General features: G+C 73.5%; 22 protein-coding genes. 7 read left to right on the top strand and 15 right to left on the bottom strand.

Translation table 11 applies throughout. The features are described 5' to 3' along the window. Nucleotides 1–37 precede the first annotated feature (37 nt). The 4 genes from ACIQVT_RS20210 to ACIQVT_RS20195 all read right to left on the bottom strand — a co-directional run bounded on the left by ACIQVT_RS20210 (nucleotide 38) and on the right by ACIQVT_RS20195 (nucleotide 3,813). Complete coding sequence (locus ACIQVT_RS20210; protein WP_403755212.1) at nucleotides 38–808, bottom strand: ATP-binding cassette domain-containing protein; 771 nt, start codon at nucleotides 806–808, stop codon at nucleotides 38–40. Next, complete coding sequence (locus tag ACIQVT_RS20205) at nucleotides 805–1,845, bottom strand: ABC transporter permease (protein WP_403755209.1); 1,041 nt, start codon at nucleotides 1,843–1,845, stop codon at nucleotides 805–807. The genes ACIQVT_RS20210 and ACIQVT_RS20205 overlap by 4 nt, the downstream gene beginning before the upstream one ends. Then, on the bottom strand, nucleotides 1,842–2,846 hold the full coding sequence (locus ACIQVT_RS20200; RefSeq protein WP_403755207.1) for a sugar ABC transporter substrate-binding protein: 1,005 nt from the start codon (nucleotides 2,844–2,846) through the stop codon (nucleotides 1,842–1,844). The genes ACIQVT_RS20205 and ACIQVT_RS20200 overlap by 4 nt, the downstream gene beginning before the upstream one ends. Before the next feature lie 229 nt (nucleotides 2,847–3,075). Next, on the bottom strand, nucleotides 3,076–3,813 hold the full coding sequence (locus ACIQVT_RS20195) for a GntR family transcriptional regulator (RefSeq protein WP_403755862.1): 738 nt from the start codon (nucleotides 3,811–3,813) through the stop codon (nucleotides 3,076–3,078). Nucleotides 3,814–3,943: 130 nt separating this feature from the next. Here ACIQVT_RS20195 and ACIQVT_RS20190 point away from each other — a divergent pair, with 130 nt between their 5' ends. Beyond that, nucleotides 3,944–4,966, top strand: a complete 1,023-nt coding sequence (locus ACIQVT_RS20190) for a Gfo/Idh/MocA family oxidoreductase (RefSeq protein WP_403755204.1) — start codon at nucleotides 3,944–3,946, stop codon at nucleotides 4,964–4,966. An 81-nt stretch (nucleotides 4,967–5,047) separates the two neighbouring features. On the opposite strand, the gene ACIQVT_RS20185 is transcribed toward ACIQVT_RS20190, so the two are convergent. Beyond that, complete coding sequence (locus ACIQVT_RS20185; protein ID WP_403755201.1) at nucleotides 5,048–5,728, bottom strand: response regulator; 681 nt, start codon at nucleotides 5,726–5,728, stop codon at nucleotides 5,048–5,050. A gap of 72 nt (nucleotides 5,729–5,800) precedes the next feature. Then, a complete protein-coding gene (locus ACIQVT_RS20180; RefSeq protein WP_403755198.1) occupies nucleotides 5,801–7,060 on the bottom strand; it encodes a sensor histidine kinase in 1,260 nt (419 codons plus the stop codon). 179 nt (nucleotides 7,061–7,239) lie between these two features. Between ACIQVT_RS20180 and ACIQVT_RS20175 the strand changes: the two genes are divergently transcribed. After that, entirely contained in the window at nucleotides 7,240–7,440 is a 201-nt protein-coding gene (locus ACIQVT_RS20175; RefSeq protein ID WP_403755195.1) for a hypothetical protein, read from the top strand. A 67-nt stretch (nucleotides 7,441–7,507) separates the two neighbouring features. Here the strand turns inward: ACIQVT_RS20175 and ACIQVT_RS20170 are convergent, their stop codons facing one another. The 4 genes from ACIQVT_RS20170 to allB form a co-directional block, all read right to left on the bottom strand. Further along, the gene (locus ACIQVT_RS20170; protein ID WP_403755192.1) at nucleotides 7,508–7,903 is read right to left on the bottom strand and encodes a ribonuclease domain-containing protein; all 396 of its coding nucleotides are present in this window, start codon (nucleotides 7,901–7,903) and stop codon (nucleotides 7,508–7,510) included. Between the two features lie 181 nt (nucleotides 7,904–8,084). Continuing rightward, on the bottom strand, nucleotides 8,085–8,900 hold the full coding sequence (locus tag ACIQVT_RS20165) for an AIM24 family protein (RefSeq protein WP_403755189.1): 816 nt from the start codon (nucleotides 8,898–8,900) through the stop codon (nucleotides 8,085–8,087). A 95-nt stretch (nucleotides 8,901–8,995) separates the two neighbouring features. After that, nucleotides 8,996–10,126, bottom strand: coding sequence for an allantoicase (gene alc, locus ACIQVT_RS20160; RefSeq protein WP_403755186.1), 1,131 nt, complete (start codon nucleotides 10,124–10,126; stop codon nucleotides 8,996–8,998). A gap of 64 nt (nucleotides 10,127–10,190) precedes the next feature. Continuing rightward, nucleotides 10,191–11,531, bottom strand: coding sequence for an allantoinase AllB (gene allB, locus ACIQVT_RS20155; RefSeq protein ID WP_403755183.1), 1,341 nt, complete (start codon nucleotides 11,529–11,531; stop codon nucleotides 10,191–10,193). A 276-nt stretch (nucleotides 11,532–11,807) separates the two neighbouring features. Between allB and ACIQVT_RS20150 the strand changes: the two genes are divergently transcribed. After that, the gene (locus tag ACIQVT_RS20150; RefSeq protein WP_403755180.1) at nucleotides 11,808–12,602 is read left to right on the top strand and encodes an IclR family transcriptional regulator; all 795 of its coding nucleotides are present in this window, start codon (nucleotides 11,808–11,810) and stop codon (nucleotides 12,600–12,602) included. Between the two features lie 246 nt (nucleotides 12,603–12,848). Here ACIQVT_RS20150 and ACIQVT_RS20145 read toward each other — a convergent pair whose 3' ends face one another. After that, entirely contained in the window at nucleotides 12,849–13,163 is a 315-nt protein-coding gene (locus tag ACIQVT_RS20145) for a DUF5955 family protein (protein ID WP_403755177.1), read from the bottom strand. A gap of 144 nt (nucleotides 13,164–13,307) precedes the next feature. Here ACIQVT_RS20145 and ACIQVT_RS20140 point away from each other — a divergent pair, with 144 nt between their 5' ends. Both ACIQVT_RS20140 and aceB read left to right on the top strand, forming a co-directional pair. Next, nucleotides 13,308–13,916 (top strand): NTP transferase domain-containing protein, encoded by a 609-nt coding sequence (locus ACIQVT_RS20140; protein WP_403755174.1) that lies wholly within the window; start codon nucleotides 13,308–13,310, stop codon nucleotides 13,914–13,916. Between the two features lie 184 nt (nucleotides 13,917–14,100). Continuing rightward, the gene (gene aceB / locus ACIQVT_RS20135; protein WP_403755171.1) at nucleotides 14,101–15,723 is read left to right on the top strand and encodes a malate synthase A; all 1,623 of its coding nucleotides are present in this window, start codon (nucleotides 14,101–14,103) and stop codon (nucleotides 15,721–15,723) included. A 44-nt stretch (nucleotides 15,724–15,767) separates the two neighbouring features. Here aceB and ACIQVT_RS20130 read toward each other — a convergent pair whose 3' ends face one another. From ACIQVT_RS20130 to ACIQVT_RS20115, 4 genes are all read right to left on the bottom strand, one after another. Next, nucleotides 15,768–16,655, bottom strand: a complete 888-nt coding sequence (locus ACIQVT_RS20130) for a HipA family kinase (protein WP_403755858.1) — start codon at nucleotides 16,653–16,655, stop codon at nucleotides 15,768–15,770. A 428-nt stretch (nucleotides 16,656–17,083) separates the two neighbouring features. Further along, a complete protein-coding gene (locus ACIQVT_RS20125; protein ID WP_403755168.1) occupies nucleotides 17,084–17,614 on the bottom strand; it encodes a hypothetical protein in 531 nt (176 codons plus the stop codon). Further along, complete coding sequence (locus ACIQVT_RS20120) at nucleotides 17,611–17,916, bottom strand: Ada metal-binding domain-containing protein (RefSeq protein WP_403755165.1); 306 nt, start codon at nucleotides 17,914–17,916, stop codon at nucleotides 17,611–17,613. The genes ACIQVT_RS20125 and ACIQVT_RS20120 overlap by 4 nt, the downstream gene beginning before the upstream one ends. 96 nt (nucleotides 17,917–18,012) lie before the next feature. After that, nucleotides 18,013–19,530 (bottom strand): IucA/IucC family protein, encoded by a 1,518-nt coding sequence (locus tag ACIQVT_RS20115; protein WP_403755162.1) that lies wholly within the window; start codon nucleotides 19,528–19,530, stop codon nucleotides 18,013–18,015. 263 nt (nucleotides 19,531–19,793) lie between these two features. On the opposite strand from ACIQVT_RS20115, the gene ACIQVT_RS20110 reads away from it, so the two are divergent. Next, nucleotides 19,794–21,305, top strand: coding sequence for an IucA/IucC family protein (locus ACIQVT_RS20110; protein WP_403755855.1), 1,512 nt, complete (start codon nucleotides 19,794–19,796; stop codon nucleotides 21,303–21,305). A 107-nt stretch (nucleotides 21,306–21,412) separates the two neighbouring features. Continuing rightward, a complete protein-coding gene (locus tag ACIQVT_RS20105; RefSeq protein ID WP_403755159.1) occupies nucleotides 21,413–22,954 on the top strand; it encodes a hypothetical protein in 1,542 nt (513 codons plus the stop codon). Nucleotides 22,955–22,965: the final 11 nt, after the last annotated feature.

The raw sequence follows: 22,965 nt of genomic DNA, 5'->3' as shown, positions 1-22,965 counted from the left end.
CGCGCGACAGCGACGCGCGGGCCCGTCCCGCCCCCGGTCAGCCGCGCTGGAGTTCGTGGCGCAGGGCCTCCAGGTCGGAGCCGCCCGCCATCTGACGCGTCAGCTCGTCCAGGGTGATCTCGTCGCGTGTGTGGTTGCCCACCATGGTGCCGCGCCGCAGCAGGACGAACCTGTCCCCCACCAGATACGCGTGATGCGGGTTGTGGGTGATCAGGACGACACCCAGGCCCTCGTCACGTGCTGCGGCCACATATTTCAGCACCACACCGGACTGCTTCACGCCGAGGGCCGCCGTCGGCTCGTCCAGGACGAGGACCTTCGCGCCGAAGTGGACGGCACGGGCGATCGCCACGCACTGGCGTTCGCCGCCGGAGAGGGTGCCGATGGGCTGGTCGACGTCGCGCAGGTCGATGCCCATGCGCAGCAGGGCCTCGCGGGTGGTGCGGCGCATGAGCCCGGTGTCCAGGCGCCGGAAGGGGCCCACGCCCGTGCGGGGTTCTGAGCCCAGGAAGAAGTTGCGCCACACCGGCATGAGGGGAACGACGGCGAGGTCCTGGTAGACGGTGGCGATGCCCCGGTCCAGGGCGTCCCGGGGCGAGGCGAGGGTGGTCTCCTCGCCGTCGACGCGCAGGGTGCCGGCGTCGTGCCGGTGCAGACCGGCGATGATCTTGATGAGGGTGGACTTGCCCGCGCCGTTGTCGCCGAGGACACAGGTGATCTCGCCCGCGCGGACCTCCAGGGAGACCCCTTCGAGGGCGCGGACGGTGCCGTAGCGCTTGCTGACGCCGCTCAGTTCGACGAGTGTCACTTGGCTGCCTCCGCGCGCTTGCGGACCCAGGCGTTGAGCAGGGTCGCGAGGAGCAGCATCGCTCCGAGGAAGAACTTGAACCAGTCGGGGTTCCACTCGGCGAAGACGATGCCCTTGCTGGTCATGCCGAACAGGAGCGCGCCCACGGCCGAGCCGACCGCGCTGCCGTAGCCGCCGGTGATCAGGCAGCCGCCGATGACGGCCGCGATGATGTAGATCAGCTCGTTGCCGACGCCCTCGCCGGACTGGACGGCGTCGAAGGAGAAGAGCAGGTGCTGGCCGGAGATCCAGGCGCCGAGGGCGACGCCCATGTAGAGGCCGGTCTTGGTCCTGGCGACGGGGACGCCGACCGCGCGGGCAGCGTCGGCGTTGCCGCCCACGGCGAAGATCCAGTTGCCGGCGCGGGTGCGCAGCAGGATCCAGGAGGCGACGGCGACCAGGCCGAGCCACCACAGGATGGTGACCTTGACGCCGACTCCGCCGACGGTGAACGTCGAGGCGAAGACGGCGTGGGCGCTCGGGAAGCCCTCCATGTCACCGATGGTCTTGGTGGAGACGGTGCCGTCGATCAGCTTGGTGAAGCCGAGGTTCATGCCGGTCAGCATGAGGAACGTGCCCAGGGTGACGATGAAGCTGGGCAGCTTCGTGCGGGTCAGCATGAAGCCGTTGAAGGCGCCGACGGCCAGGGTGACCAGGAGGGACACGCCGACGCCGACCCAGACGTTCGCGGTCAGCTGGTAGCTGCACATCGAGGAGACGAGCGCCGAGGACGTCACCATGACGCCGGCCGACAGGTCGAACTCGCCGCCGATCATCAGCAGGGCCACGGGTACGGCCATGATGCCGATGGTCGAGGAGGCGTAGAGGACCGTGCTGAGGCTGGAGGCGCGCAGGAAGCCGTCGGCGGCGAAGGCGAAGAAGACGAGGACGGCGAGGGCGCCGACGACGGAGCCCAGTTCCGGGCGGGAGAGCAGCCGTCGCAGCGGCGCCGGCCGCGCGCCCGTGTCGGCGGCGGCCGCTTCCGTGACCGCGCTCATCGCGTGCCCCGCTGGGTGTACTCGGCCAGCGCGGACGCCTGGTCCTTGGTGATGATCTGCGGGCCGGTGAGGACCGGCTTGCCGCCGCCGAGGACGTCCCCGTTGTACTTGTACAGCCACAGCAGGTCGACGGCCTGGTAGCCCTGGAGGTACGGCTGCTGGTCCACGGCGAAGCCGAGGGTGCCGTTCTTCAGCGAGGCCGCGACCGTGGCGTTGAGGTCGAAGGTGTCGACCTCGGCCTTGCTGCCCGCGTCCGAGCGTGCCTTGACGGCGGTGTCGGCGTAGGGCGCGCCGAGGGTGACGACGGAGTCGACGGACTTGTCGGCCTGGAGCTTGGCCTCGATCGCGGACTGGACGTCGGGCATGTTGGTGCCGTTGACGTAGAGCTTCTGGAGGCTGCCGCGGAAGGTACGGGCGACACCGTCGCACCGCTGTTCGTGGCCGACGTTGCCCTGCTCGTGCAGGACGCACAGGGCCTTCTTCTTCCCGCGCCGGTTCAGTTCGTCGCCGACGGCCTCACCGGCGATCGTCTCGTCCTGGCCGATGTGGGTGAGGGCGCCGAAGGCCTTGGACTCCTCGGAGCCGGAGTTGACGGTGACCACCGGGATGCCGGCCTTCTCGGCGCGGGCCACGGCGGCCTTCATGGCGTCCGGTTTGGCGAGGGTGACGATGATCCCGTCGACCTTCTTGTCGACGGCCGCGTCCACCAGCTGTGCCTGCTGCTGGGCCTCGTCGTCGTGCGAGTACAGGAACTTGATGTTGTCCTTGACGGCGGCCTGCTTGGCGCCGCTCTGCACGATGTCCCAGAAGGTGTCGCCGTCCCCCGAGTGGGTGATCATCGCGATGGTCCAGCGCGGCGTGTTCACCGCCGCCCTGCCCTGGGCGGCGGCGGCCTTGCGGGCGTCCTCCGCCCGCTTGCCTCCGGTACTGCTGCACGCGGCGAGCGACACGGAGAGTGCCCCCGCCAGCGCTATGCCTACCCAGGTCCGAAACCGTGCCACGAGGCCGTGCCCTTCTTGCCGTCCGTTGTCTGCTCCGACGTGTGCGAGGGGCGGGTGGCCGCTGCCGCCGGCGTCTCCCGGCGTCCGTTCCGCCCGCCCCGAACACCCCAGTATCGGGCACGGGCGCCGGTCCTCGTACGGCTGGGGACGTGCGCGGGCCGCATTGTCCGGACATCGCGACGAAAGCGCGGGCCGGCGGGGGCCGTGCCGAGGACCGGGCAGGGGCCGGTCAGGACCGTACGAGCAGCTGGAACTCGAAGGAGTAGCGGGTCGGGCGGTAGGTGTGGTCGCCGAGCTCCACCGCGCGGCCGGTGTCGTCGAAGGTGGTGCGCCGCATGGTGAGCAGCGGGGCGCCCTCGGCCTCGGTGAGCCGCTCGGCCTCGGCGGCCGTGGCACCGCGGGCGCCGATGGACTGGCGCGCGCTGTGCAGGGTGATCCCGGCGGTCCGCATCAGCCGGTACAGCCCGGTGGCCTCCAGCCGGCCGGTCTCCAGGTCGAGCAGGCCGGGCGGCAGGTGGTTGATCAGGTACGCCATCGGTTCGCCGTGCGCGAGCCGGAGCCGTTCGACGCGGTGGACGTCGCCGCCCTCGGTCACCCCGAGCGCGGCGGCGACCTCCGCGGAGGCCGGCACGACCGTGTTGACCAGCACCTTCGTCGCGGGTCGCTGGCCGGCCGCCGCCAGGTCGTCGTAGAGGCTGCTCAGTTCCAGCGGGCGCTTGACCTGGCTGTGCACCACCTGCGTACCCACCCCGCGGCGCCGCACGAGGAGGCCCTTGTCGACCAGGGACTGGATGGCCTGGCGGACCGTGGGCCGGGACAGACCGAGCCGCGCGGCCAGCTCGATCTCGTTGCCCAGCAGGCTGCCGGGGGTGAGCCGACCGTGCTCGATGGCGGCCTCCAGCTGCTGGGCGAGCTGGAAGTACAACGGCACCGGGGAGCTCCGGTCCACACGGAGATCGAGCGGCACGGTCGGGTCCACTTCTGGTTTCGGCACGGGCCCGAGCGTAGTCCGGTGCCTGGTTGACGGGAAGTCGTGTAGTCCGATTGTCAGGACATAGCCATTGACAGGGGGCGGGGTCGCCGTTCACTTTGTTCCCATGCGCATCGGGGTCATCGGTACGGGCCGCATCGGCACCCTTCACGCGAGGACGCTCAGCCGTCACCGCGAGGTCGGCTCACTGATCCTGACGGACGCGGACCCGGCGCGGGCGCAGGAGCTGGCGCACCGGCTGGGCGAGACGGCGGCACCGGGCGTGGACGAGATCTTCCGGTGGGGCGTGGACGCGGTGGTGATCACCGCCGCGACACCGGCCCACGCCGAACTGATCGGCCGGGCCGCCCGGTCCGGGCTGCCGGTCTTCTGCGAGAAGCCCGTCGCCCTGGACCTGCCGGGCACACTGGCCGCCCTCGCCGAGGTGGAGTCGGCCGGGACGGTGCTGCACATGGGCTTCCAGCGCCGCTTCGACGCGGGCTACGCCGGCGCCCGGGAGGCCGTGCGCGCGGGCCGGCTCGGCCGGCTGCACACCGTACGGGCCATGACCTGCGACCAGTCCCCGCCGCCGGCCGACTGGCTGGCCGGGTCCGGCGGGCTGTTCCGGGACACGCTGATCCACGACTTCGACGTGCTGCGCTGGGTCACGGGCCGCGAGGTCCTCGACGTGTACGCCACCGGCTGCGACGGCGGCCCCGGGATGTTCCGCGACGCCGGTGACGTCCGCACCGGGGCGGCGCTGCTCACCCTGGACGACGGCACCCTGGCCACGGCGACGGCGACACGGGTGAACGGCGCCGGGTACGACGTGCGGATGGAGCTGGCCGGGGAACGGGACACCGTGGTCGTGGGGCTGGACGACCGTACGCCCCTCGCCTCCACCGAGCCGACCGGCCCGCCGCCCGCCGACAAGCCGTGGTCGGGGTTCCTGGACCGGTTCGGGCCCGCGTACGAGGCCGAGCTCCACGCCTTCGTGGAGGTGGTGCGGGGCGAGCGGCCCAACCCGTGCGACGGCCGGGAGGCGCTGGGGGCGCTGCGCGTCGCGGAGGCCTGCGAACTCTCCCGCCGGGAGCGGCGGCCGGTGGCGCTGACGGAGATCCCGGACGGGGCACCGCACCCGCACGGCTGATCGGCGCCAGGGCCTGCCTTCCGGGCCGACCGGGGAGCGGGGCGAGGGCCCGCGTGCCCGGCGTGATGCGCACGCGAGGGCCTACGACTCGTCGTCGTCCTCCAGCCAGCCCGCGTCGTGGGCGAGCAGGGCGATCTGCACGCGGTTATCGAGGCCGAGCCGGGCGAGGATGCGCGAGACGTGGGTCTTCACGGTGGCCACGCTCATGAACAGCTCGGTGGCGATACGGGCGTTGGCGAAGCCGCGGCCCACGGCGACGGCGACCTCGCGTTCACGGCCGCCCAGGACGGCGAGCCGCTCCCGCGCGCGGGCACGTCGCACGTCGGCGGCGCTGCCGGCCGCGTGCCGCATCAACTGGCGGGTGACGGCGGGCGACAGCACGGGATCGCCGGCCGCGACCCGGCGCACGGCGTCGACGATCTCGGCGGGCGGGGTGTCCTTCAGCACGAAACCGGCGGCGCCGGCGCGCAGGGCGTGCAGCACCTGCTCGTCGGCGTGGAACGTGGTGAGCACCACGACGTGGGGCGCGCCGGGACGCGCGCGCAGCCGCCGGGTGGCGGTGAGCCCGTCCACCGACGGCATGCGCAGGTCCATGAGGACGACGTCCGGCGCGGTGTCGCCGACGAGTCGCTCGGCCTCCGCGCCGTCCGCGGCCTCCCCGACGATGTCGATGTCCTCGGCCCCGCCGATCATCAGGGCCAGTCCGGCCCGCACGAGGGGGTCGTCGTCCACGAGGAGGAGTCTGATCGGGGTCGCGGTCATGGGGTCACGAAACCACGGCCGGGTGGGGCCGGGGAACGCGGGCGACGGACCGGAACCGCCCGGCCGCGCCCGTCACGCCCGGGCCCACGGCAGCCACCCCCGCACCTCGAAGCCGCCGTCGGACGCCGGGCCGTGCTCCAGGTGCCCGCCCGCGAGCGTGGCACGTTCCGTGAGGCCGATCAGGCCCTGGCCGGAGCCGGGGACGGGCGGGACCGGGCCGGGCGGGGCGGGGTGGCTGACGGTGACGGTCAGGCCGTCGCCGGGGGCGCCCGTGAGGCGGACCGTGACCTCGGCGCCGGGGGCGTGCTTGCGGGCGTTGGTGAGGGTCTCCTGGGCGATGCGGTAGGCGGTCCGGCCGACGGAGGCGGGGACGGCGGCCGGGTCGGCGACACGGTGGTCGAGCACGATCCCCATCCCGGCCTCCCGGCACTCGGCGACGAGGGCGTCCAGCGCGGCCAGCGTCGGCTGGGGCCGCCCGCCGGACGGTTCCTCGTCACCGGTGCGCAGGACGCCGATGATCTCCCGCAGGTCCTGGAGGGCCTCGTGCGCGCTCTCCCGGATCACGCCGGCGGCGCGCGCGATCTCCGCACGGGAGGCGTCGGGCCGGAACTCCAGGGCCCCCGCGTGGACGCTGAGCAGGGTGAGCCGGTGGGCCAGCACGTCGTGCATCTCGCGGGCGATGGCCTCCCGGGCCAGCCGCTGGGCCCGCTCGGCCCGCAGCCCCGCCTCCGTCTCCGCCCGGCGGGCCCGCTCCCGCAGGGTCAGCACCAGCATCCGCTTGGCACGCACGAACATGCCCCAGCCGATGACGGTGACGGTGAGCAGGGAGGTGAACGCGACGACGGCGGCGTAGGGCAGGTCGGGGTCGGGACGCAGCCAGAAGAAGAGGGGGCCGAGCGCGAGGACGACACCGCCGATCCAGGCGACGTACCGCAGGGGCCGGTGCACGGCGAGGGTGAACAGGGCGACCATGGCCGCGCCGCCCGAGGTGTTGGACAGCAGGCCGATCGGGATCATGGCGGCGGCCAGCGCGACCGGCCGGCGGCGGCGCAGCCAGAGGGCGGCGCAGGCGAGGGCGCCGAGAACCTGGTCGAGCACGGCGAGGGAGTGCGGCAGGCCCGGTTCGTGGGCCAGGGACCGGACGGCCGTCAGACCGATGACGACGGCCAGCACGAAGCAGGCGAGGTCGACGGCCCAGTCGCGTGCCGTCCGGCGCGCCGGCCGGCCGGACGCGCCGTCGTCCGGGTCCGGTTCATGGATCAGCGCCGAGGGGAACAGCCATCGGCGGTCGGCGAACTCCCGCGGTGCCGAAGCCGGTTCGTCAGTGCTCACGGTCCGTCAATCTACGCACGGACCCCGCACGACCGCCGCCGCGCGCCCGGATCACCGACCTAAGTCGCGGCGCCGTCGACTTTCGGCGGCGGGCGCCGGCCGGGGAGCGCCTCCCGGCGGTACGGGGTCCGCCTCACGGCCGATGGTGCGGGGAACGGCGGCGGGGCGAGGCTCGTACCGTGAAGGCACTGCTGGAAGTCCTCGGATCCGTCGCCCTGGTGCAGGGGGCGCTCGGCCTGCTGCACGTGTTCACCGACTGGGACGTCGGCCTCGTGGGGCGTCTCGGCATCCTCGACGGCCACGGTGTCGGCGCGAGCGTCGCGCTCCTGGCGCTGGCGTTCGCGCTGTTCGCCGTCGCGGAGAACCGGGGGTCCGGCTGAGCGCGGGGCCGGACCCCCGGCCGGCCCACCGCTGGGGTGCGGGGCCGGACCGCCGGGCGGAACGGTCTCAGCAGCCGAAGTCGATCAGGTCGAACGTGGCGTAGTGGTCGGCGGTGTAGTAGTCCTCCTCATAGGCCTTCCCGGTGATCACGCGCCGGGCGCCGCGGGTGGAGGAGCCGGGGGTCGTCACCGTGTACTCGTGGTAGTAGCCGCTCGTCCGCGAGGGCAGGACGCCCTCCCGGTTCTGGAAGACGGTCCCGTCCTGGGAGTACGGGAAGGGGCCGCCCTGGTCGATCAGGCGCAGGGTGGTGTGGGCCTGGGACGGCAGGTCGCCGTAGCAGACGCTGCCGGTGGACGCCGCCGCGGCGTCGGCCGTGCCGGCGGTGACGGTACCGCCCAGGAGGAGTGCGGACAGGAGCGCGGCCGCGACGCCGGTGCGCGTCACGCGTGGGGGGAGAGTCATGGCTTCATGATGACGCGCGTAGAGATTGACATGTCAACGCCAAAGTTGAAGATTTTCCCTTCGCGTCACGCGCGTTCGCGGGAAGTTAACCCGGCCGGGTCCCGCCAGGACCGCGCACGGCCGGCGCGGGGTCCGTTCCGCCTGCCCCGGACCCCGCGCGTGTCGGCTCACCCCGTACGGGTCACCCCGTGTGGGTGGAGAACATGCCGCCGGTCGGGCCCTGCTTGTCGCCGCCCTGGGCCTTCTTCAGGGCGTTGGCGAGGCTCTCGATGGTGAGCGACTGGAGGATCACCCGGCCGCTGCCCTCCAGGGTGGCCAGGGACAGGCCCTCGCCGCCGAACACGGCGTTCATGATGCCCTGCCGGTTGAGGCCGCCGACGCGCTGGACGCCGTACTGGATGCCCTCCTCGAAGGCCACCACACAGCCGGTGTCGACCTCGATACGGCCGCCGAAGTCGGCCGGATCGAGGTCGATGAAGTTGCCCGCGCCGGCGATGATCACCGTGCCGTGCCCGGTGAACTTCTCCAGGACGAAGCCCTCGCCGCCGCTCATGCCGGTCCGCCCGCCGGCGAAGGCGATGCCGAACCGGACGGTGGACTCGGCGGCCACGAAGGCGTCCTTCTCGGCGAACCACGCGCGCGAGCCGTCCAGCTCCAACGCGCGCATCTCACCCGGGAGCACGCCCGCGAAACCGACCGTCCCCTCCCCGCCCTGGGCGGTGAAGTACTGGAAGGCGAGCGACTCGCCCGCGATCATGCGCTGGCCCACCTGCATGGCGGTGCCCATGGCCTGGCGCAGCAGGCCGCCCATGCCGCCGCCCGGACCGTTCTGCTGCTGTCCGTTGCCGTCCGGGGGCCCGGACAGCCGCGTCTCCATGGCCACGTTCGTCGTCTTGAACAGGAACTTGCCGGCCTCGCAGTACACGGTCTGGCCGGGGTGCAGGTTGACGACCGCCATCTGCATGGCGTTGCCGACGATCTCTTGCTGAAGGGTCACACGCACAGAACGCGGGAGGGGGACGGAAGAGTTCCGGCGGGCGCGAGCAACGCCCGCGCGGGTGACGCGCGGGCGCGTCGCGCCCGCGCGCGAGGTCAGCCGCCCAGCTCCTGGTGGCGGGCGGCGAGGCCGCTCGCGCCCTGCTCGGTGAGGGAGCCGAACAGGCGCAGGCGGGAGATGCCGCCGTCGGGGAAGATGTCGATCCGCGCGTGCGTGCCGGCCACCGGCTCGGGCAGGACGAAGCGGTGAACGGTGTCGGGCTGGAGGCGGGTGCGCGGGAGGATCTCGGTCCAGTCGCCGTCCTCGCCGTCCCGCACGGACACCGACGCCCAGCCGGCGCTGTTGCCCTTCAGGCAGGCGGTGTCGACCTCGACCGCCCGGACGAGGGACTGCGCGGCGAGCCGGTAGCTGATCCAGTCGTTGCCCCGGTCGCGGCGGCGGCGGGTCTCCCAGCCGTCGTCCATCTTGCGGGAGCGGCCCGGCTGGATGGTGTTGGTGGCCGGGGAGTAGAAGCGGTCGGAGGCGTCCTCGACCCGGCCGCCGTTCTCCAGGGCGACCACGTCGAAGGTGTTGAGGGCCGCGAGCCACCGCGGGTCCGGGACGACCTCGCCGTACACGCGGAGGCGGGCGATGCCGCCGTCGGGGTGCTGGTTGACCCGCAGGTGCGTGAAGCGCTGCTCGGCGGTGACCTCGAAGCCGTTCGCCGCGTGGCCGCCGACCGGGGTGCGCGGGACGAGGGTCGTCCACTTCACGTCGTCGCCGAGCAGCTCCCGCGGTGACGGCGCGCCGGGTACGGAGGTGGCCTCCACGGAGACGGCCTGGGGGTAGTTGCCGCGGAAGTGCGCCGTGTCGACGACGATGCCGCGGATCACGCCGGGCGCGCCGAGGCGGACCAGCGCCCAGTCGTGGTCCTCCTCGGTCGGCCAGGGGTGCCCGGAGGAGGCACCGCGCCGGCGGCGGGTCTCCCAGCCGTCCATGATCTTGCCCTTGTGGCCGAAGTGCTCGGGGTCGAACTCGGCCCGCTCGGGCACCAGCAGGTTCTCCCGCTCGGCGAAGAACTCGTCGTTGGCCGCGATGACACCGGCGCCGAGCCGGCGGTCGGCGAGGTCGGCGAGGTGGGTGAAGGGGAGGTCGGCGCTGCGGTAGTCCGCGTACGGGTCGCCGCCTCCGTAGGGGTTCGCGTCGCCGGTGAAGCGGGGCAGGGAGGAGTGGTGCGACGCCGTCACGGTGATCAGGGGTTCCTTCCGGGGTCGGTGAGGTGCGGGAGCGGGGGGTGGCTCACGGGCCGGCTCACTCGGGGCGGGTGAGCAGGGTGCCCTTCGGTTCGGTGAACTCGCCGTCGGCGACGATGCGTTCACCGCGCAGCCAGGTGGACCGGACGACGCCGTACAGGGTCCGGCCGGCGTAGGCGGTGACCCGGTTGCGGTGCTGGAGGCCGGCCGGGTCGACGGTGAAGGTCTCGTCGGGGGCGAGGACGGCGAAGTCGGCGTCGTGGCCGGGGGCGATGGCGCCCTTGCGGGCCTCCAGGCCGGCCAGGGCGGCGGTCCGCGTGGACATCCAGCGGACGACGTCCTCCAGGGTGTGGCCGCGCCGTCGGGCCTCCGTCCACACGGCGGGCAGGCTGAGCTGGAGGCCGGAGATGCCGCCCCAGGCGGTGGCGAAGTCGGCGGTCTTCAGGTCGGCGGTGGACGGCGAGTGGTCGGTGACCACGCAGTCGATGGTGCCGTCGGCCAGCGCCGCCCACAGCAGGTCCTGGTTGGCGGCCTCGCGGATGGGCGGGCAGCACTTGAACTCGCTGGCACCGTCGGGGACTTCCTCGGCGGTGAGGGTGAGGTAGTGCGGGCAGGTCTCCACGGTGACGCGGACGCCCTCGGCGCGGGCGGCGCGGATCAGCGGCAGCGCGTCACCCGAGGACAGGTGCAGGACGTGCACCCGTGCGTCGAGCCGGCGGGCCTGGCCCATCAGGGCGGCGATGGCCGTGTCCTCGGCGTCGCGCGGGCGGGAGGCGAGGAAGTCGGCGTAGCGGGGGCCGCCGTGCTGCGGGGCGGCGGCCAGGTGGTGCGGGTCCTCGGCGTGCACGATGAGCAGCCCGTCGAAGCCGGCGATCTCGGCGAGCGACCGGGCGAGTTGCTCCTGGTCGAGGTGCGGGAACTCCTCGACGCCCGACGGGGAGAGGAACGCCTTGAAGCCGAAGACGCCGGCGTCGTGCAGCGGACGGAGGTCCTTGACGTTGTCGGGCAGGGCGCCGCCCCAGAAGCCGACGTCGATGTGGGCCTTGTCCCGGGCCACGGCCCGCTTGACGCGCAGGTGCTCGACGGTGGTGGTCGGGGGGAGGGAGTTGAGCGGCATGTCGATCAGCGTGGCGATGCCGCCGGCCGCCGCCGCGCGGGTGGCCGTCCAGAAGCCCTCCCACTCGGTGCGGCCCGGGTCGTTGACGTGCACGTGGGTGTCGACCAGCCCGGGCAGCAGGACGTCGTCGCCCAGGTCCGCCAGCCGGGCCGTGGCCTGGACGGTCGCGTCGTACGGCAGGACGGCCGTGATCGTGCCGGCGGACACGGTGACCGTTGCGGCCCGCGTCCCCTCCGGGGTGATGACGCGCGTCGAGCGCAGCACCAGTTCAGCCTCGGACACCCGAACCCCTCTCTGTACCCGCCGTTGCAACAGCCGGGAAACCGGGATGTATGCCCGCACAACGGGCTTCAACGTTCTGTTGAAGGAGTCTTCACTCCCACTTCCCCGCCGTCAAGAGGCACACTTCTGGACAGCGGGCGGCCACCGCTCGCTCTAGACGTTTCCACAAAGCGGAATTAGAATTCCAGCAAGCAGAACGTAGCTACGCACAAGCGGGCAGTCAACCGGCCGCCGGGTAGGCTTCTGCCCTCCCGTCAGTCCCGAAAGGAACGCGCCGTGCCGACGTCCAGCGCCAGCACCACCGACTCCGCCAAGCCTCCCGCCGCCGGCGGTGTGCAGTCCCTGGAGCGTGCCTTCGACCTGCTCGAGCGGATGGCGGACGCGGGCGGCGAGGTCGGCCTGAGCGAGCTGTCCGCGGCCAGCGGACTGCCCCTGCCGACGATCCACCGGCTGATGCGCACGCTGGTCGCCTGCGGTTACGTACGGCAGCAGGCCAACCGGCGTTACGCGCTGGGTCCCCGGCTGATCCGGCTCGGCGAGTCGGCGTCCCGCCTGCTGGGCACCTGGGCGCGGCCGTACCTGGCCCGGCTGGTCGAGGAGACCGGCGAGACCGCGAACATGGCCCTGCTCGACGGCGACGAGATCGTGTACGTCGCCCAGGTGCCGTCGAAGCACTCGATGCGCATGTTCACCGAGGTGGGCCGGCGGGTGCTTCCCCACTCCACCGGGGTGGGCAAGGCTCTGCTGGCCGGCGTGCCCGACGACGAGGTGCGGGCGCTGCTGGCGCGGACGGGCATGCCGGCGGCCACCGACCGGACCATCACCACGCCGGAGGGTTTCCTCGCCGCGCTGGAGGACGTACGGCGGGCGGGGTACGCCGTCGACGACAGCGAGCAGGAGGTCGGGGTGCGGTGCCTGGCGGTGTCCGTGCCGGAGTCCCCGACGGCCGCGGCGATCTCGATCTCCGGTCCGGCGGGCCGGGTCACCGAGGCGGCGACGGACAAGATCGTGCCGGTGCTCCAGCAGGTCGCCGTCGAACTGTCCCAGGTACTGGCGAGTTCGGGCGCCTAGCGGGAGGAGGCGTGACGACCGAACCGCGACCCGGACGTCACCCCGCCCACCTCCCCGGCGGACCGCCGAACAGATCCACCGCGTCCCGGACCTCCCCCAGACCCCGGGCATCGCGCCGGTGCTCCAGCAGGTCGCCGTCCAGCTACCCCAGACACTGGCGAGTTCGGAAGCCTGGCGGGACGGGGCGTGACGACCGAACCGCGACCCGGACGTCACACCGCCCACCTCCCCGGCGCCCCCGGGCACTCACGGCCCCGGCGGACCGCCGAACAGATCCACCGCGTCCCGGACCTCCCCGAGCCCCCGGGCGAGGGCGCTGACCGAGCCGATCGCCGCGGCGACCTGTAACAGGGAGCCGCGCAGGCGCGGGATCTCCGGCGAGCCGCCGCAGGCCATCGCCGCCAGCGCCGCCAGCTCGTCCTCGGCTATCGCCCGGTCGGGGAAATCCGCCGGATGCGCGGCGAGTTCGCGGCGCAGCCGGGAGACCGCGGTGCGCAGTCCCGCCACTCTCGTATCCTCGTCGCTGCCGGTCACCGGCCGCTGCCCCAAGCTCCGCAACACAGCCCTCCCCCTGCCACGCCGTCATGCGCGGGCCAGTAAACGCCACCCCGTACGGGAGCGCCACAGCGCGGACCGAAATTCAGCCCTACGGAATCCGCGCCGCAAAAGCCGTCCGGTTCCGCCGCCGTCGGGTATGCAGGACCCATGACGGACAACCACGATCCGCGGACGGACGTCGCGGGGCTGCTGCTCGCCGCCGGCGGGGGCAGACGGCTCGGCGGACGGCCCAAGGCACTGCTGACGCACCGGGGGCGGCCCCTGGTCGAGCACGCGGCCGGGGTGCTGCGCGCGGCCGGCTGCCGACGCGTCCACGTCGTGCTGGGGGCGCGCGCGGACGAGGTGCGGCGACGTGCCGCACTCGACGGCTGCGTACTGGTGGACAACCCGGACTGGGCCGAGGGCATGGGATCGTCCCTGCGCGCGGGCCTGGCCTCGCTGGCCGGTACGGGGGCGCGCGCGGCGCTGGTGGGCCTGGTGGACCAGCCCGGTATCGGCCCCGCCGCGGTGGCGCGGGTGCTGGGCGCCTACGAGGACGACGGCTCGCTGGCCGCGGCCTGTTATGACGGGGTGCGCGGGCATCCCGTGCTGTTCGGTGCGGCCCACTGGGCGGACATCGCCGGGACGGCCACCGGGGACCGCGGGGCACGGGCGTACCTGAGGGCGCACGAGGACCGGATACGGCTGGTGGAGTGCGCGGACGTGGCCGAGCCGTACGACATCGACACCGAGGCCGACCTGAGCCACCTGGAGTGAACGGGATGGCACCGAGCGCCACCTTCGCTCGACCCGGAGAATCTCGACATCAACAAACCATTGAAGTTCCACGATGAGGAAACTAGTATCCACTGATCAGAAGCGTCCGACCGCACAGTGGGCGCTCACTGTCCTGTTCGTGCCCCTTGGCACGAGGTGCCACCGCTGAAGGAAGTGACAGCTCATGTCCGCACCAGCGCCGTCCTCGCTGGCCATCGTCGACGCCGAGCCCCTGCCCCGGCAGGAAGAGGTCCTCACGGACGCGGCGCTCGCCTTCGTGGCGGAGCTGCACCGGCGGTTCACCCCGCGCCGTGACGAACTCCTGGCCCGCCGGGCCGAGCGCCGCGCCGAGATCGCCCGCACCTCCACGCTCGACTTCCTGCCCGGGACGGCCGCCATCCGCGCGGACGACTCCTGGAAGGTCGCCCCGGCCCCGGCCGCGCTGAACGACCGGCGCGTCGAGATCACCGGGCCCACCGACCGCAAGATGACCATCAACGCGCTCAACTCGGGCGCGAAGGTCTGGCTCGCCGACTTCGAGGACGCCTCCGCGCCGACCTGGGAGAACGTGGTCCTCGGCCAGCTCAACCTGAGCGACGCCTACACAGGGAAGATCGACTTCACCGACGAGCGCACCGGCAAGTCCTACGCCCTGCGCCCGCCCGCGGAGCTGGCGACCGTGGTGATGCGCCCGCGCGGCTGGCACCTGGACGAGCGGCACCTCGTCGACGCCGACGGCCGCTCCGTGCCGGGCGCCCTCGTCGACTTCGGGCTGTACTTCTTCCACAACGCCCAGCGCCTGCTCGACCTCGGCAAGGGCCCGTACTTCTACCTGCCGAAGACGGAGTCGCACCTGGAGGCCCGCCTCTGGAACGACGTGTTCGTCTTCGCCCAGGACCACACCGGCGTCCCGCAGGGCACCGTCCGCGCCACCGTGCTGATCGAGACCATCACGGCCGCGTACGAGATGGAGGAGATCCTCTACGAACTGCGCGACCACGCCTCGGGGTTGAACGCCGGCCGCTGGGACTACCTGTTCTCCATCGTGAAGAACTTCCGTGACGGCGGGGCGAAGTTCGTCCTCCCGGACCGCAACGCGGTCACGATGACAGCCCCGTTCATGCGTGCGTACACCGAACTCCTGGTCCGCACCTGCCACAAGCGCGGCGCGCACGCCATCGGCGGCATGGCGGCCTTCATCCCGTCCCGCCGGGACGCCGAGGTCAACAAGGTGGCCTTCGAGAAGGTGCGTGCCGACAAGGACCGTGAGGCGAACGACGGTTTCGACGGTTCCTGGGTCGCCCACCCCGACCTGGTGCCCATCGCCATGGAGTCCTTCGACCGGGTCCTCGGCGACCGCCCGAACCAGAAGGACCGGCTGCGCGAGGACGTCCACGTCGAGGCCGCCGACCTCATCGCCGTCGACTCGCTGGACGCCAGGCCGACGTACGCGGGCCTGGTCAACGCCGTCCAGGTCGGCATCCGGTACATCGAGGCCTGGCTGCGCGGTCTCGGCGCGGTCGCCATCTTCAACCTCATGGAGGACGCGGCCACCGCCGAGATCTCCCGCTCCCAGATCTGGCAGTGGATCAACGCGGGCGTCGAGTTCGAGAACGGCGAGAAGGCCACGCCGGAGCTGGCCCGCAAGGTGGCCGCCGACGAACTCGACGCGATCCGCGCCGAGCTGGGCGCGGAGGCGTTCGCGGCCGGGCACTGGCAGGAGGCGCACGACCTGCTGCTCCAGGTGGCCCTGGACGAGGACTACGCCGACTTCCTCACCCTGCCGGCGTACGAGCGGCTGCGGTAGCCGGTACGGCCCACCCCGCACCGGCGGCACTCCGCCCGGTTCTGTCAGGTCCCCGGCCCGCCGTGCAGGTCGGGGACCCACTTCAGCCAGTCGGGGCGACCCGCCTGCGTCCTCGCGACGCGGGCGGCCTCCTCGGCCGCGAGTTCGGCCCGGCTCGGGAAGTCGGTGGGCAGCCACTCGGCGGAGAGCCGCGCGCGGGCCAGGAGATGGCCGACGTAGGCGTCCCGGACGTCGTCGGCGGTGGCGAATCCGGCGTCCTCGGCCAGCCACGCGTCCGGCACCTCGGCGACGATCCGGCGCAGCAGCTCCTCGGTGACGCGGGGCGCCAGTTCCGCGTCGGCGGCGCGCACGTCGGGGCCGTACTGGCCGAGGGCGTGGTGCCGGAAGTCGTACGCCCGGCCCGGGGCGGTGGTGTCCCAGCGGTGGTGGAAGACGAGGGCCGCTCCGTGGTCGATGAGCCACAGCCGCGGCGGCACGGTGCCGCGTGTGGGCCACACCAGCAGGTTGGAACTGTGCACCGTGCGGTCGACGTTGGCGGTCAGCGCGTCCAGCCACACGATCCGGCCGGCCTCCAGCGGATCCACCGGGAAGACCCGCGCGATCTCCGGCGTGAGGTCCCGGGCGCCCGGCAGGTAGTCCATGCCGAGGTTGACGCCCGCGCTGGCACTGTGCAGCTCGCGCACCTCCTGGTGCGGTTCGGCGGCGGCGATCGCGGGGTCGAAGCGGACGAGGACCAGCTCGGGGAAGCGCAGACCGAGCGCGCGGGCGAGCTCCCCGACGATGATCTCGGCGACCAGCGCCTTGTGCCCCTGCGCCGCACCGGTGAACTTCACGACGTACGTGCCCAGGTCGTCGGCCTCCACCACACCGGGCACGGAGCCACCGGAGCGGAGGGGTTCGACGTAGCGGGTCGCGGTGACCGTCCTCAACACGCCCGCAGACCCCGTCGCCTGTCCGCCCTGCATCCCACGGCCACCTCCGGGCTGCATAGTAACCGGGCGTGACAGCCGGGGAGGACCAGGATCTTCGCCGGGTGCGGGAACGGCGGAGGCGAACGGGCCGGGGCCCGTCCACGACGGGGGAACAGGGACGGACCCCGGCTGCGGGCGGTGGGCCGGCCGAAGAGCCGGCCGGGGCGCCCTGCGGTCACGACGATACGGACCACCGGCCGGTCCCGGGAAGGGAGTTAAGGAGAGTCCCGAGGTAGTGAAAACTCCACCTCCCCGCCGGACCGGCACGCCCGCGGCTCGGGAGGGCGGTGCCGGGCTCTTCCGGGTACGGCCGTCCCCGGTGGACAAGGCGCCGAGCATCCGGAGGGCCGGCACACGGCTCCCCGGGCGTCATCGAGGCGCGCCGAGGGTCAGCCGGTGGTGGACTCCACGACCCAGCCACGCCGGACCGTCCACACCCGGCCGTCCGGTGTCGCGCCGCGCATCCCGTCCAGCACGCCCGGTCCGGCGGCGGTCACCAGACGGGTGTCCCCCGCGGCGGCGAAGCCGAACGTGCGGCCCGGGTCCCAGTCGGTGCTGTGCCGGAGCCGGCGGCTCAGCTGGATCCAGCCGAGCGGCGCGGCGGCCACCACCCAGGCGTCCGGCTCCACCCGGGTCAGCCGGCGGGCCTGGCGCAGCCAGGAGGCGGCGTCCTCGGGCCAGTCGACCACCACGGCGAGCTGTCCGCCGCGTTCCCGCCAGGCGTCGGCGAACGCCGCGGCGGCGGCCCTGGACGCGGTGTCCCGGCCGTGCCCCAGGGCGACACCGCCGCCGTGCAGGCCGCAGCCCTCCACGAGGGCCAGCAGGCGGGCGAGTTCCGGGCCGGTGTGCGGCCGGGGAGCGGGCCAGGGACCGTAGTCGGCGAGCGCGGCCGGATCCAGCCGGGGCGAGGGGCCGTTCACGACGACCGCCCGTCCCGCCACACCCGGTGGCGCAGGGGCAGGCAGACCGCGCACGGCCGGTACCCGGCGGCGACCGCGGTGGCCTCGTCCGCGAAGAACACCCGGTGGCGGACGTAGTTCCCGCGAGCCAGGTGCCGCAGGGCGGACGGGCAGTCCAGTCGCCCGTAGATCCGTCCGCGCCGGTAGCCACCGAAGCGGCCGGGCACCTCGCTGCGGTACGGCCGGCCGTCGGCGCCGGTCAGCCTGTACCCGCGAGCGGCCGTCGCCGCGGGAGCCGTGTCGTCGAGCCGTCGTGTGTCCACGCAGGCACTCTGCATCATGCCCGGCGGCCGTACCAGCGGTATTCGGACGTCGACCGCACCGCCGCCGGCCCGGCCGCCTTCCCGGGCGGTCCGGTGTCAGCCGGCGCGCAGGGGATTGGGCAGGGGCAGGTAGCGGGCGTCGGCGCCGGCCGCGCCGGTCCAGCGCAGCAGCAGGTTGGTCTTGCCCGGCAGGGTGGGCGCGGTCAGCAGGGCGGGGATCTCGGGCAGGTGGTGCCGGGCCAGCGCGCGGCGGACGGCGGGCCACGGGTCGAGGCCGGGGTGGTGGTCGGCGAGGGCGCCGGCGATCTCGGTGAGGTGGTTGACGACCAGGCAGTACACCAGCCGTTCCCAGCCGGCGGCGCGGGAGACGTCCGGCAGCAGCTTGGCGCCCTCGGCGTCCCGGAACAGGGCCTGCACGGGCGTACCCGAGGCGTCGACGGCCACGAGGGTGTTCTGGAGGTGGGCCTCCAGGACCACCCCGTGGTCGCCGAACGCGGTCAGGGCGGGCGGGACCACCTGTGCCAGGTACGCCTCCCACCAGCCGGCCGGGTCGGCGGTGGCGGCCAGCGGGCTGCCGTCGAAACCCTCGGCGAGGCCCGCGGCGAGCAGCGGCGTGGCGCCCGGCACGAGGTGCCCGCGCAGCCCGTCCCGGACCAGCACGGCCAGCTCCTCGAAGGCGAAGGCGGCGGTGCGGTACCCGCGGTCGCCGAGCCATGCCGCGGGCGGCCCCATCGCCGCGAACGCGCGTCCGGCGGCGTCGTCGGTGCGGCGGAGACGGAGCAGGTCGTGGCGCCACAGCCGGCGGATGTCGTTGGTGATGCGCACGTCCAGGCTGAACTTCAGGAACAGGTCGCGGCCGGGTTCGTACACCGTGCGGACCGCCGCCGTGGGCCAGGCGTCGAACGCACTCGTCCCGAGGCGCAGCAGGCGGCCGTCGGCGAGGGCGGGAGCGAGATCGCGGGCGACCAGGTCGAGCTGCCAGGGGTGGGCGGGCAGCAGCCGGTAGCCGGGCGGGGCCGTGCCGAGGGCGTCCAGGGCGGTCGTGTCACCATCCTCGGCCACCTGGTCCTCGCGCACGCCGAGCAGTACCAGCGGGAAGCGGGCGTGCGCCTCGGGCGCGTACGGCAGCCAGGACGCGGCCGGGCCGCCGCCGCGCGCCTTGGGGGCCGGGTGGTGGGGGTGGCCGGTGAGCAGGGACTGCTCCGAGCACAGATAGGGGTCGGCGGGGGGCGTGGCCCGTTCGCGGGCGGTGAGCAGGGCGGCGACCGTGTCCCGGCTGTCGATCATCTCGGCGGGCAGGTCGCCGCCGGGCAGGCCGGTGTGCCGGCGCAGTTCCTCCGCGACCAGTTTGACCAGTTCCGGGTGGCCGATCCGGCGCCAGGCGCCGGCCGTGCGCACCTCGGGGTCGGCGGGGCGGCGCCCGGCGCGGACCCGCAGCAGCCGGCCGCTCGGGAGCCGGTGGACGCTCCGGCCGCCGGTCTCGGCGAGCGGTTCGGCCACCTCCCGCAGGAGGCAGTTGAGCAGGGGCGCCGCCGCGTAGGCGTCGGCGCGGCGGCCGGTCTCGCCGGTCTCGCCGGTCTCGCCGGTCTCGCCGGCGGAGGGTGTGAGGTCCACGCGTTCTCTTCGTCCGTCGTGTCGTCCGTCGTCGTCCGTGCTCCTCCATGCTCCTCCGTGCTCGTCCGTCGAGCCGTCGTACATGGTCCCGTCGTGCGCGGTGCCGTCGTACGTCGTACGTCGTCCGGAGAGGTACGGGAGGGGTACGGGGGGTGCGGGGGCGTGCCCGCGCACGCCGGTGCGTCCTCCGGGAGCCGGTCGCGATCAGTATGGCTGTCGTCCCCGACAATCGTGCCGTGCCCCGCGTACCCGAGGAGCCGTCCGTGGACCGTCCCCCGACCGCCGAGACCGACGTCGCCGACGAGCTGGCCGCTGTCCGGCCCGCTCTGCTGCCCCGGTACGCGGCCGAGCTGCCGGGTGCCCGCGCCGCCGTGCTGACCCGCCTGTGGCGGGCCCTGGTCCACGAGCCGCTGCCGTGGCTCACCGGCCGGACGCCCGGACCGTACGGACTGACCCTGCGACTCGCCGATGGACGGACCCTGCGCGGCCCGCACGCCGACCCGTACGCCACCGCCGCGTACGTCACGGCGGTCCGCCTCGACCGGGAGCGGTACGTGGACCCGGCGCGTCTGACGGCCGCGCTCGGGGTGCCGCAGGCGGCGTCCTTCGCGGCGGAACTCGCCCACAGCGTCGCTTCGTTGGCGTTGTCCCGGGCCGCCGCGAATCACCCGAAGGAGTGGCCGGCGCGGGACTGGGAGTGGGAGCAGCGGGTCGTCGACGGGCATCCGTTCCACCCCAACTGCCGGGCACGGCCGGGATTCTCGGTGGCGGACCAGCTGGCTTACGGCCCGGAGCACGGGCCGGTGGTGGAGCTGGGGACGGTGCCGGTGCCGGTGGACCGCTGCCTGGTGTCCGGCGACTGGCCGGCCGAACTGCGCGACCGTGACCGACTGTTGGTGCCGGTGCACCCCTGGCAGGCCGCGCACGTGCTCCGGCGGCCGTGCGACCCCTGGCGCCCGGCCCGGCCGCTGATGTCGCTGCGCACGCTGGCGCTGCCCGGCGGTCCGCATGTGAAGACCGCGCTGAGCGCCCGGCTGACGTCGTCGGTGCGGGACATCTCGGTGTACTCGGTGGAGGCCGCCGCGGCCCTGTCGTCCCTCGGCGCGGAACTCGCCGCGCGGACGGACGGTCTGCTGCACGTGACGCGGACTCTCGGCGCGGCCTCCGACGGCTCCTCCGCGCTGGCGGCACTGCTGCGGGAGTCTCCCGAGGAGTACACGGGTCCGGGGGAACGGGTGCTGCCGGTGGCCGCGCTGGCCGGTACCTCCCTGCCCGATGATCCCGCCTGGCTGGCCGCGTTCACCCGGCTGGCGCTCACGGTGGGCCTCGCACTGCTCGGCCTCGGGGTGGCCCTGGAGGCGCACGGGCAGAACCTCCTGGTGATCCTGGGCGCCGACGGCGGCCCCCGGCGGCTGGTCTACCGGGACCTCGCCGACATCCGGATCAGCCCCGCCCGGCTGGCCCGCCACGGCGTCCCGGTGCCGGACCTGAGCGGCCGGCTGATCACCGACGACGTGACCGCCCTGCGCCGCAAGCTGTTCGGCTCCCTGGTGGCGGGGGCGCTGGCGGGCACGGCGGGCTCGGGCCCGGCGCTGGCCGCGGCCCTGCGTTCCGCCCTGCCCGGCCTCCCCGACACCCCGGACCTCGCGGCCCTGCGCGACGACCCGCTCCCCGCGAAGGCGCTGACGCTGATGCGCCTGTCCCCCGGCCGCACCGGAGACAGCTGGACGACCCTGCCCCCGCCCTGCGCCACGACATTCCCGGACCTGAGCTGATTTCACGCCATAGTGGGTGGCGGGAAATCGCGTTGGCCGTCCGCCCGGTGCCGGGCGGTTGTACCCCTGAGGGGTCAGTCCGGACACGAGAACCCCGAGAGCCGCAGATGACCGACGTCGACCGCAGTGACAGCCTGATGTCGCCGATCCAGCCCGAACAGCTGGACCCCGGCGCCGTGATCGCGCAATCGCTGGACAACCAGTGGGTCCCCGCACAGCTCACCAGGAAGATGATCGAACACGGCCGGTCCCTGGACCAGGTCGGCCGCCGGCGCGTCCGGGAGGTCCGGGCCGAGTACTTCCGCAGCCTGATCAACGCCAGCCAGGTCGTCGTCAACCGCGCCTACTTCTACAACAACGACGCGATCAGCCGTGACCTCGTCGAGGAGGGGGAGTCCCGGGCGGCGCACCGCAGGCTCCTCGCCTCCGGAGCCATCGTCCCCTTCCTGCTCAACGAACGGCATCCGGCGGAGGAGCCGCCTGCCCACCTCCACGTGCGGCGCGAGGGGTTCAGCGCCTGGCAGGAGACGCTGGCGGGCATGTCGTCCGGTGACCGGGTGCGCTGTGTGCGCATGTCGTGGGACGACTCCCCGGGCGACCAGGAGAACCGGGACCGCACCATGATCCGGCTGTACCAGCCGTTCACGGAGAAGGTCCAGGGACTCACCGCCAAGGACATCGACGTCCTCGCGGCCCAGGTCGGCGTGGCCCCCGAGGAAGCGGACCGGTTCGGCGAACGGCTGGGCGAGGTGGTCGGTTTCAGCAACAGCCGTCGCGTGCGTCGCGAACAGGTCGTGCGCAACACCCTGTACGAGGAGTTCGTGACCGTCCCCGGGACGAACGTCGCCGAGGGTCGGTACGACCGCGACAAGCCGTTCGCCGCGGAGATAAAGCAGCTGCTGGACCTCATCTACAACGTCAACCTGGCCGACGCCCTCGGGCGTTACCCCCTGACACCGGTCGGCAGCCTGCGGCGGGTGGTGCTCCAGGAGGCCCGGGAGGCACGGGCCTCGACCGTCGGCGTCGTGCAGGACCCGGAGCAGCTGCTGACGTTCCTGCGGCGGCAGTCCTTCGCCGCGGTGCAGGACCGGCTGACGCCCCAGGCGGTGAACGACCTGACCCTGCACGACATCTGGCGGCTGCGGCAGAGCCCCGTGTGGAACTCCTACATCGAGGCGTTCGGCGCGCTGACCGCGGCCCCGGAGACGTTCCACGAGGCCGCCGGGCAGGTCTTCGACCGCTACGTCCGGCTCAACTCGGAGATCCTGAAGCTGGCGCGGGAGCGGCGCCGGGCCCGGGCGGCCGCCTGGCATCCGGTGGTCGAGGTCGTCGTCACGGTCGGCGCGGCCGTGTTCACGGCGGTGAGCGGCAGCGACCTCTGGGAAGTGGCCGGTACGGTGGTGCCGCTGACGGTGAGCGGCTCGCTGACCGGCTCGGTGCAGCTGGTGCTGCGCAACCGCCTGGCCGGACGGCAGGAGCAGCGCTTCGCCCGCGAGATCGCCACGGTACGACTGGCCGGTGAGCGGGAATGGGCGCAGTTCCACGACCTGGTACGGCGGCTGCCCGGTTACCGTGACGAGGGCGGCCCGGCCCGGGCGGGCACCGCGTCGACGACCACGCAGGACAACGAGGACCTGCCCGAATACTGACCCGGAGTACG

The organism is Streptomyces sp. NPDC100445, from assembly GCF_044759735.1.
Classification (GTDB): domain Bacteria; phylum Actinomycetota; class Actinomycetes; order Streptomycetales; family Streptomycetaceae; genus Streptomyces.
This window is presented reverse-complemented; position numbering and strand designations above follow the sequence as displayed.

What these genes read in the sequence shown, in the direction of transcription:
- ACIQVT_RS20105 (WP_403755159.1), top strand. Translation starts at nt 21,413, where the DNA reads ATGACCGACGTCGACCGCAGTGACAGCCTGATGTCGCCGATCCAGCCC.
- ACIQVT_RS20170 (WP_403755192.1), bottom strand. Translation starts at nt 7,903, where the DNA reads ATGACTCTCCCCCCACGCGTGACGCGCACCGGCGTCGCGGCCGCGCTC.
- ACIQVT_RS20205 (WP_403755209.1), bottom strand. Translation starts at nt 1,845, where the DNA reads ATGAGCGCGGTCACGGAAGCGGCCGCCGCCGACACGGGCGCGCGGCCG.
- ACIQVT_RS20140 (WP_403755174.1), top strand. Translation starts at nt 13,308, where the DNA reads ATGACGGACAACCACGATCCGCGGACGGACGTCGCGGGGCTGCTGCTC.
- ACIQVT_RS20185 (WP_403755201.1), bottom strand. Translation starts at nt 5,728, where the DNA reads ATGACCGCGACCCCGATCAGACTCCTCCTCGTGGACGACGACCCCCTC.
- ACIQVT_RS20190 (WP_403755204.1), top strand. Translation starts at nt 3,944, where the DNA reads ATGCGCATCGGGGTCATCGGTACGGGCCGCATCGGCACCCTTCACGCG.
- aceB (WP_403755171.1), top strand. Translation starts at nt 14,101, where the DNA reads ATGTCCGCACCAGCGCCGTCCTCGCTGGCCATCGTCGACGCCGAGCCC.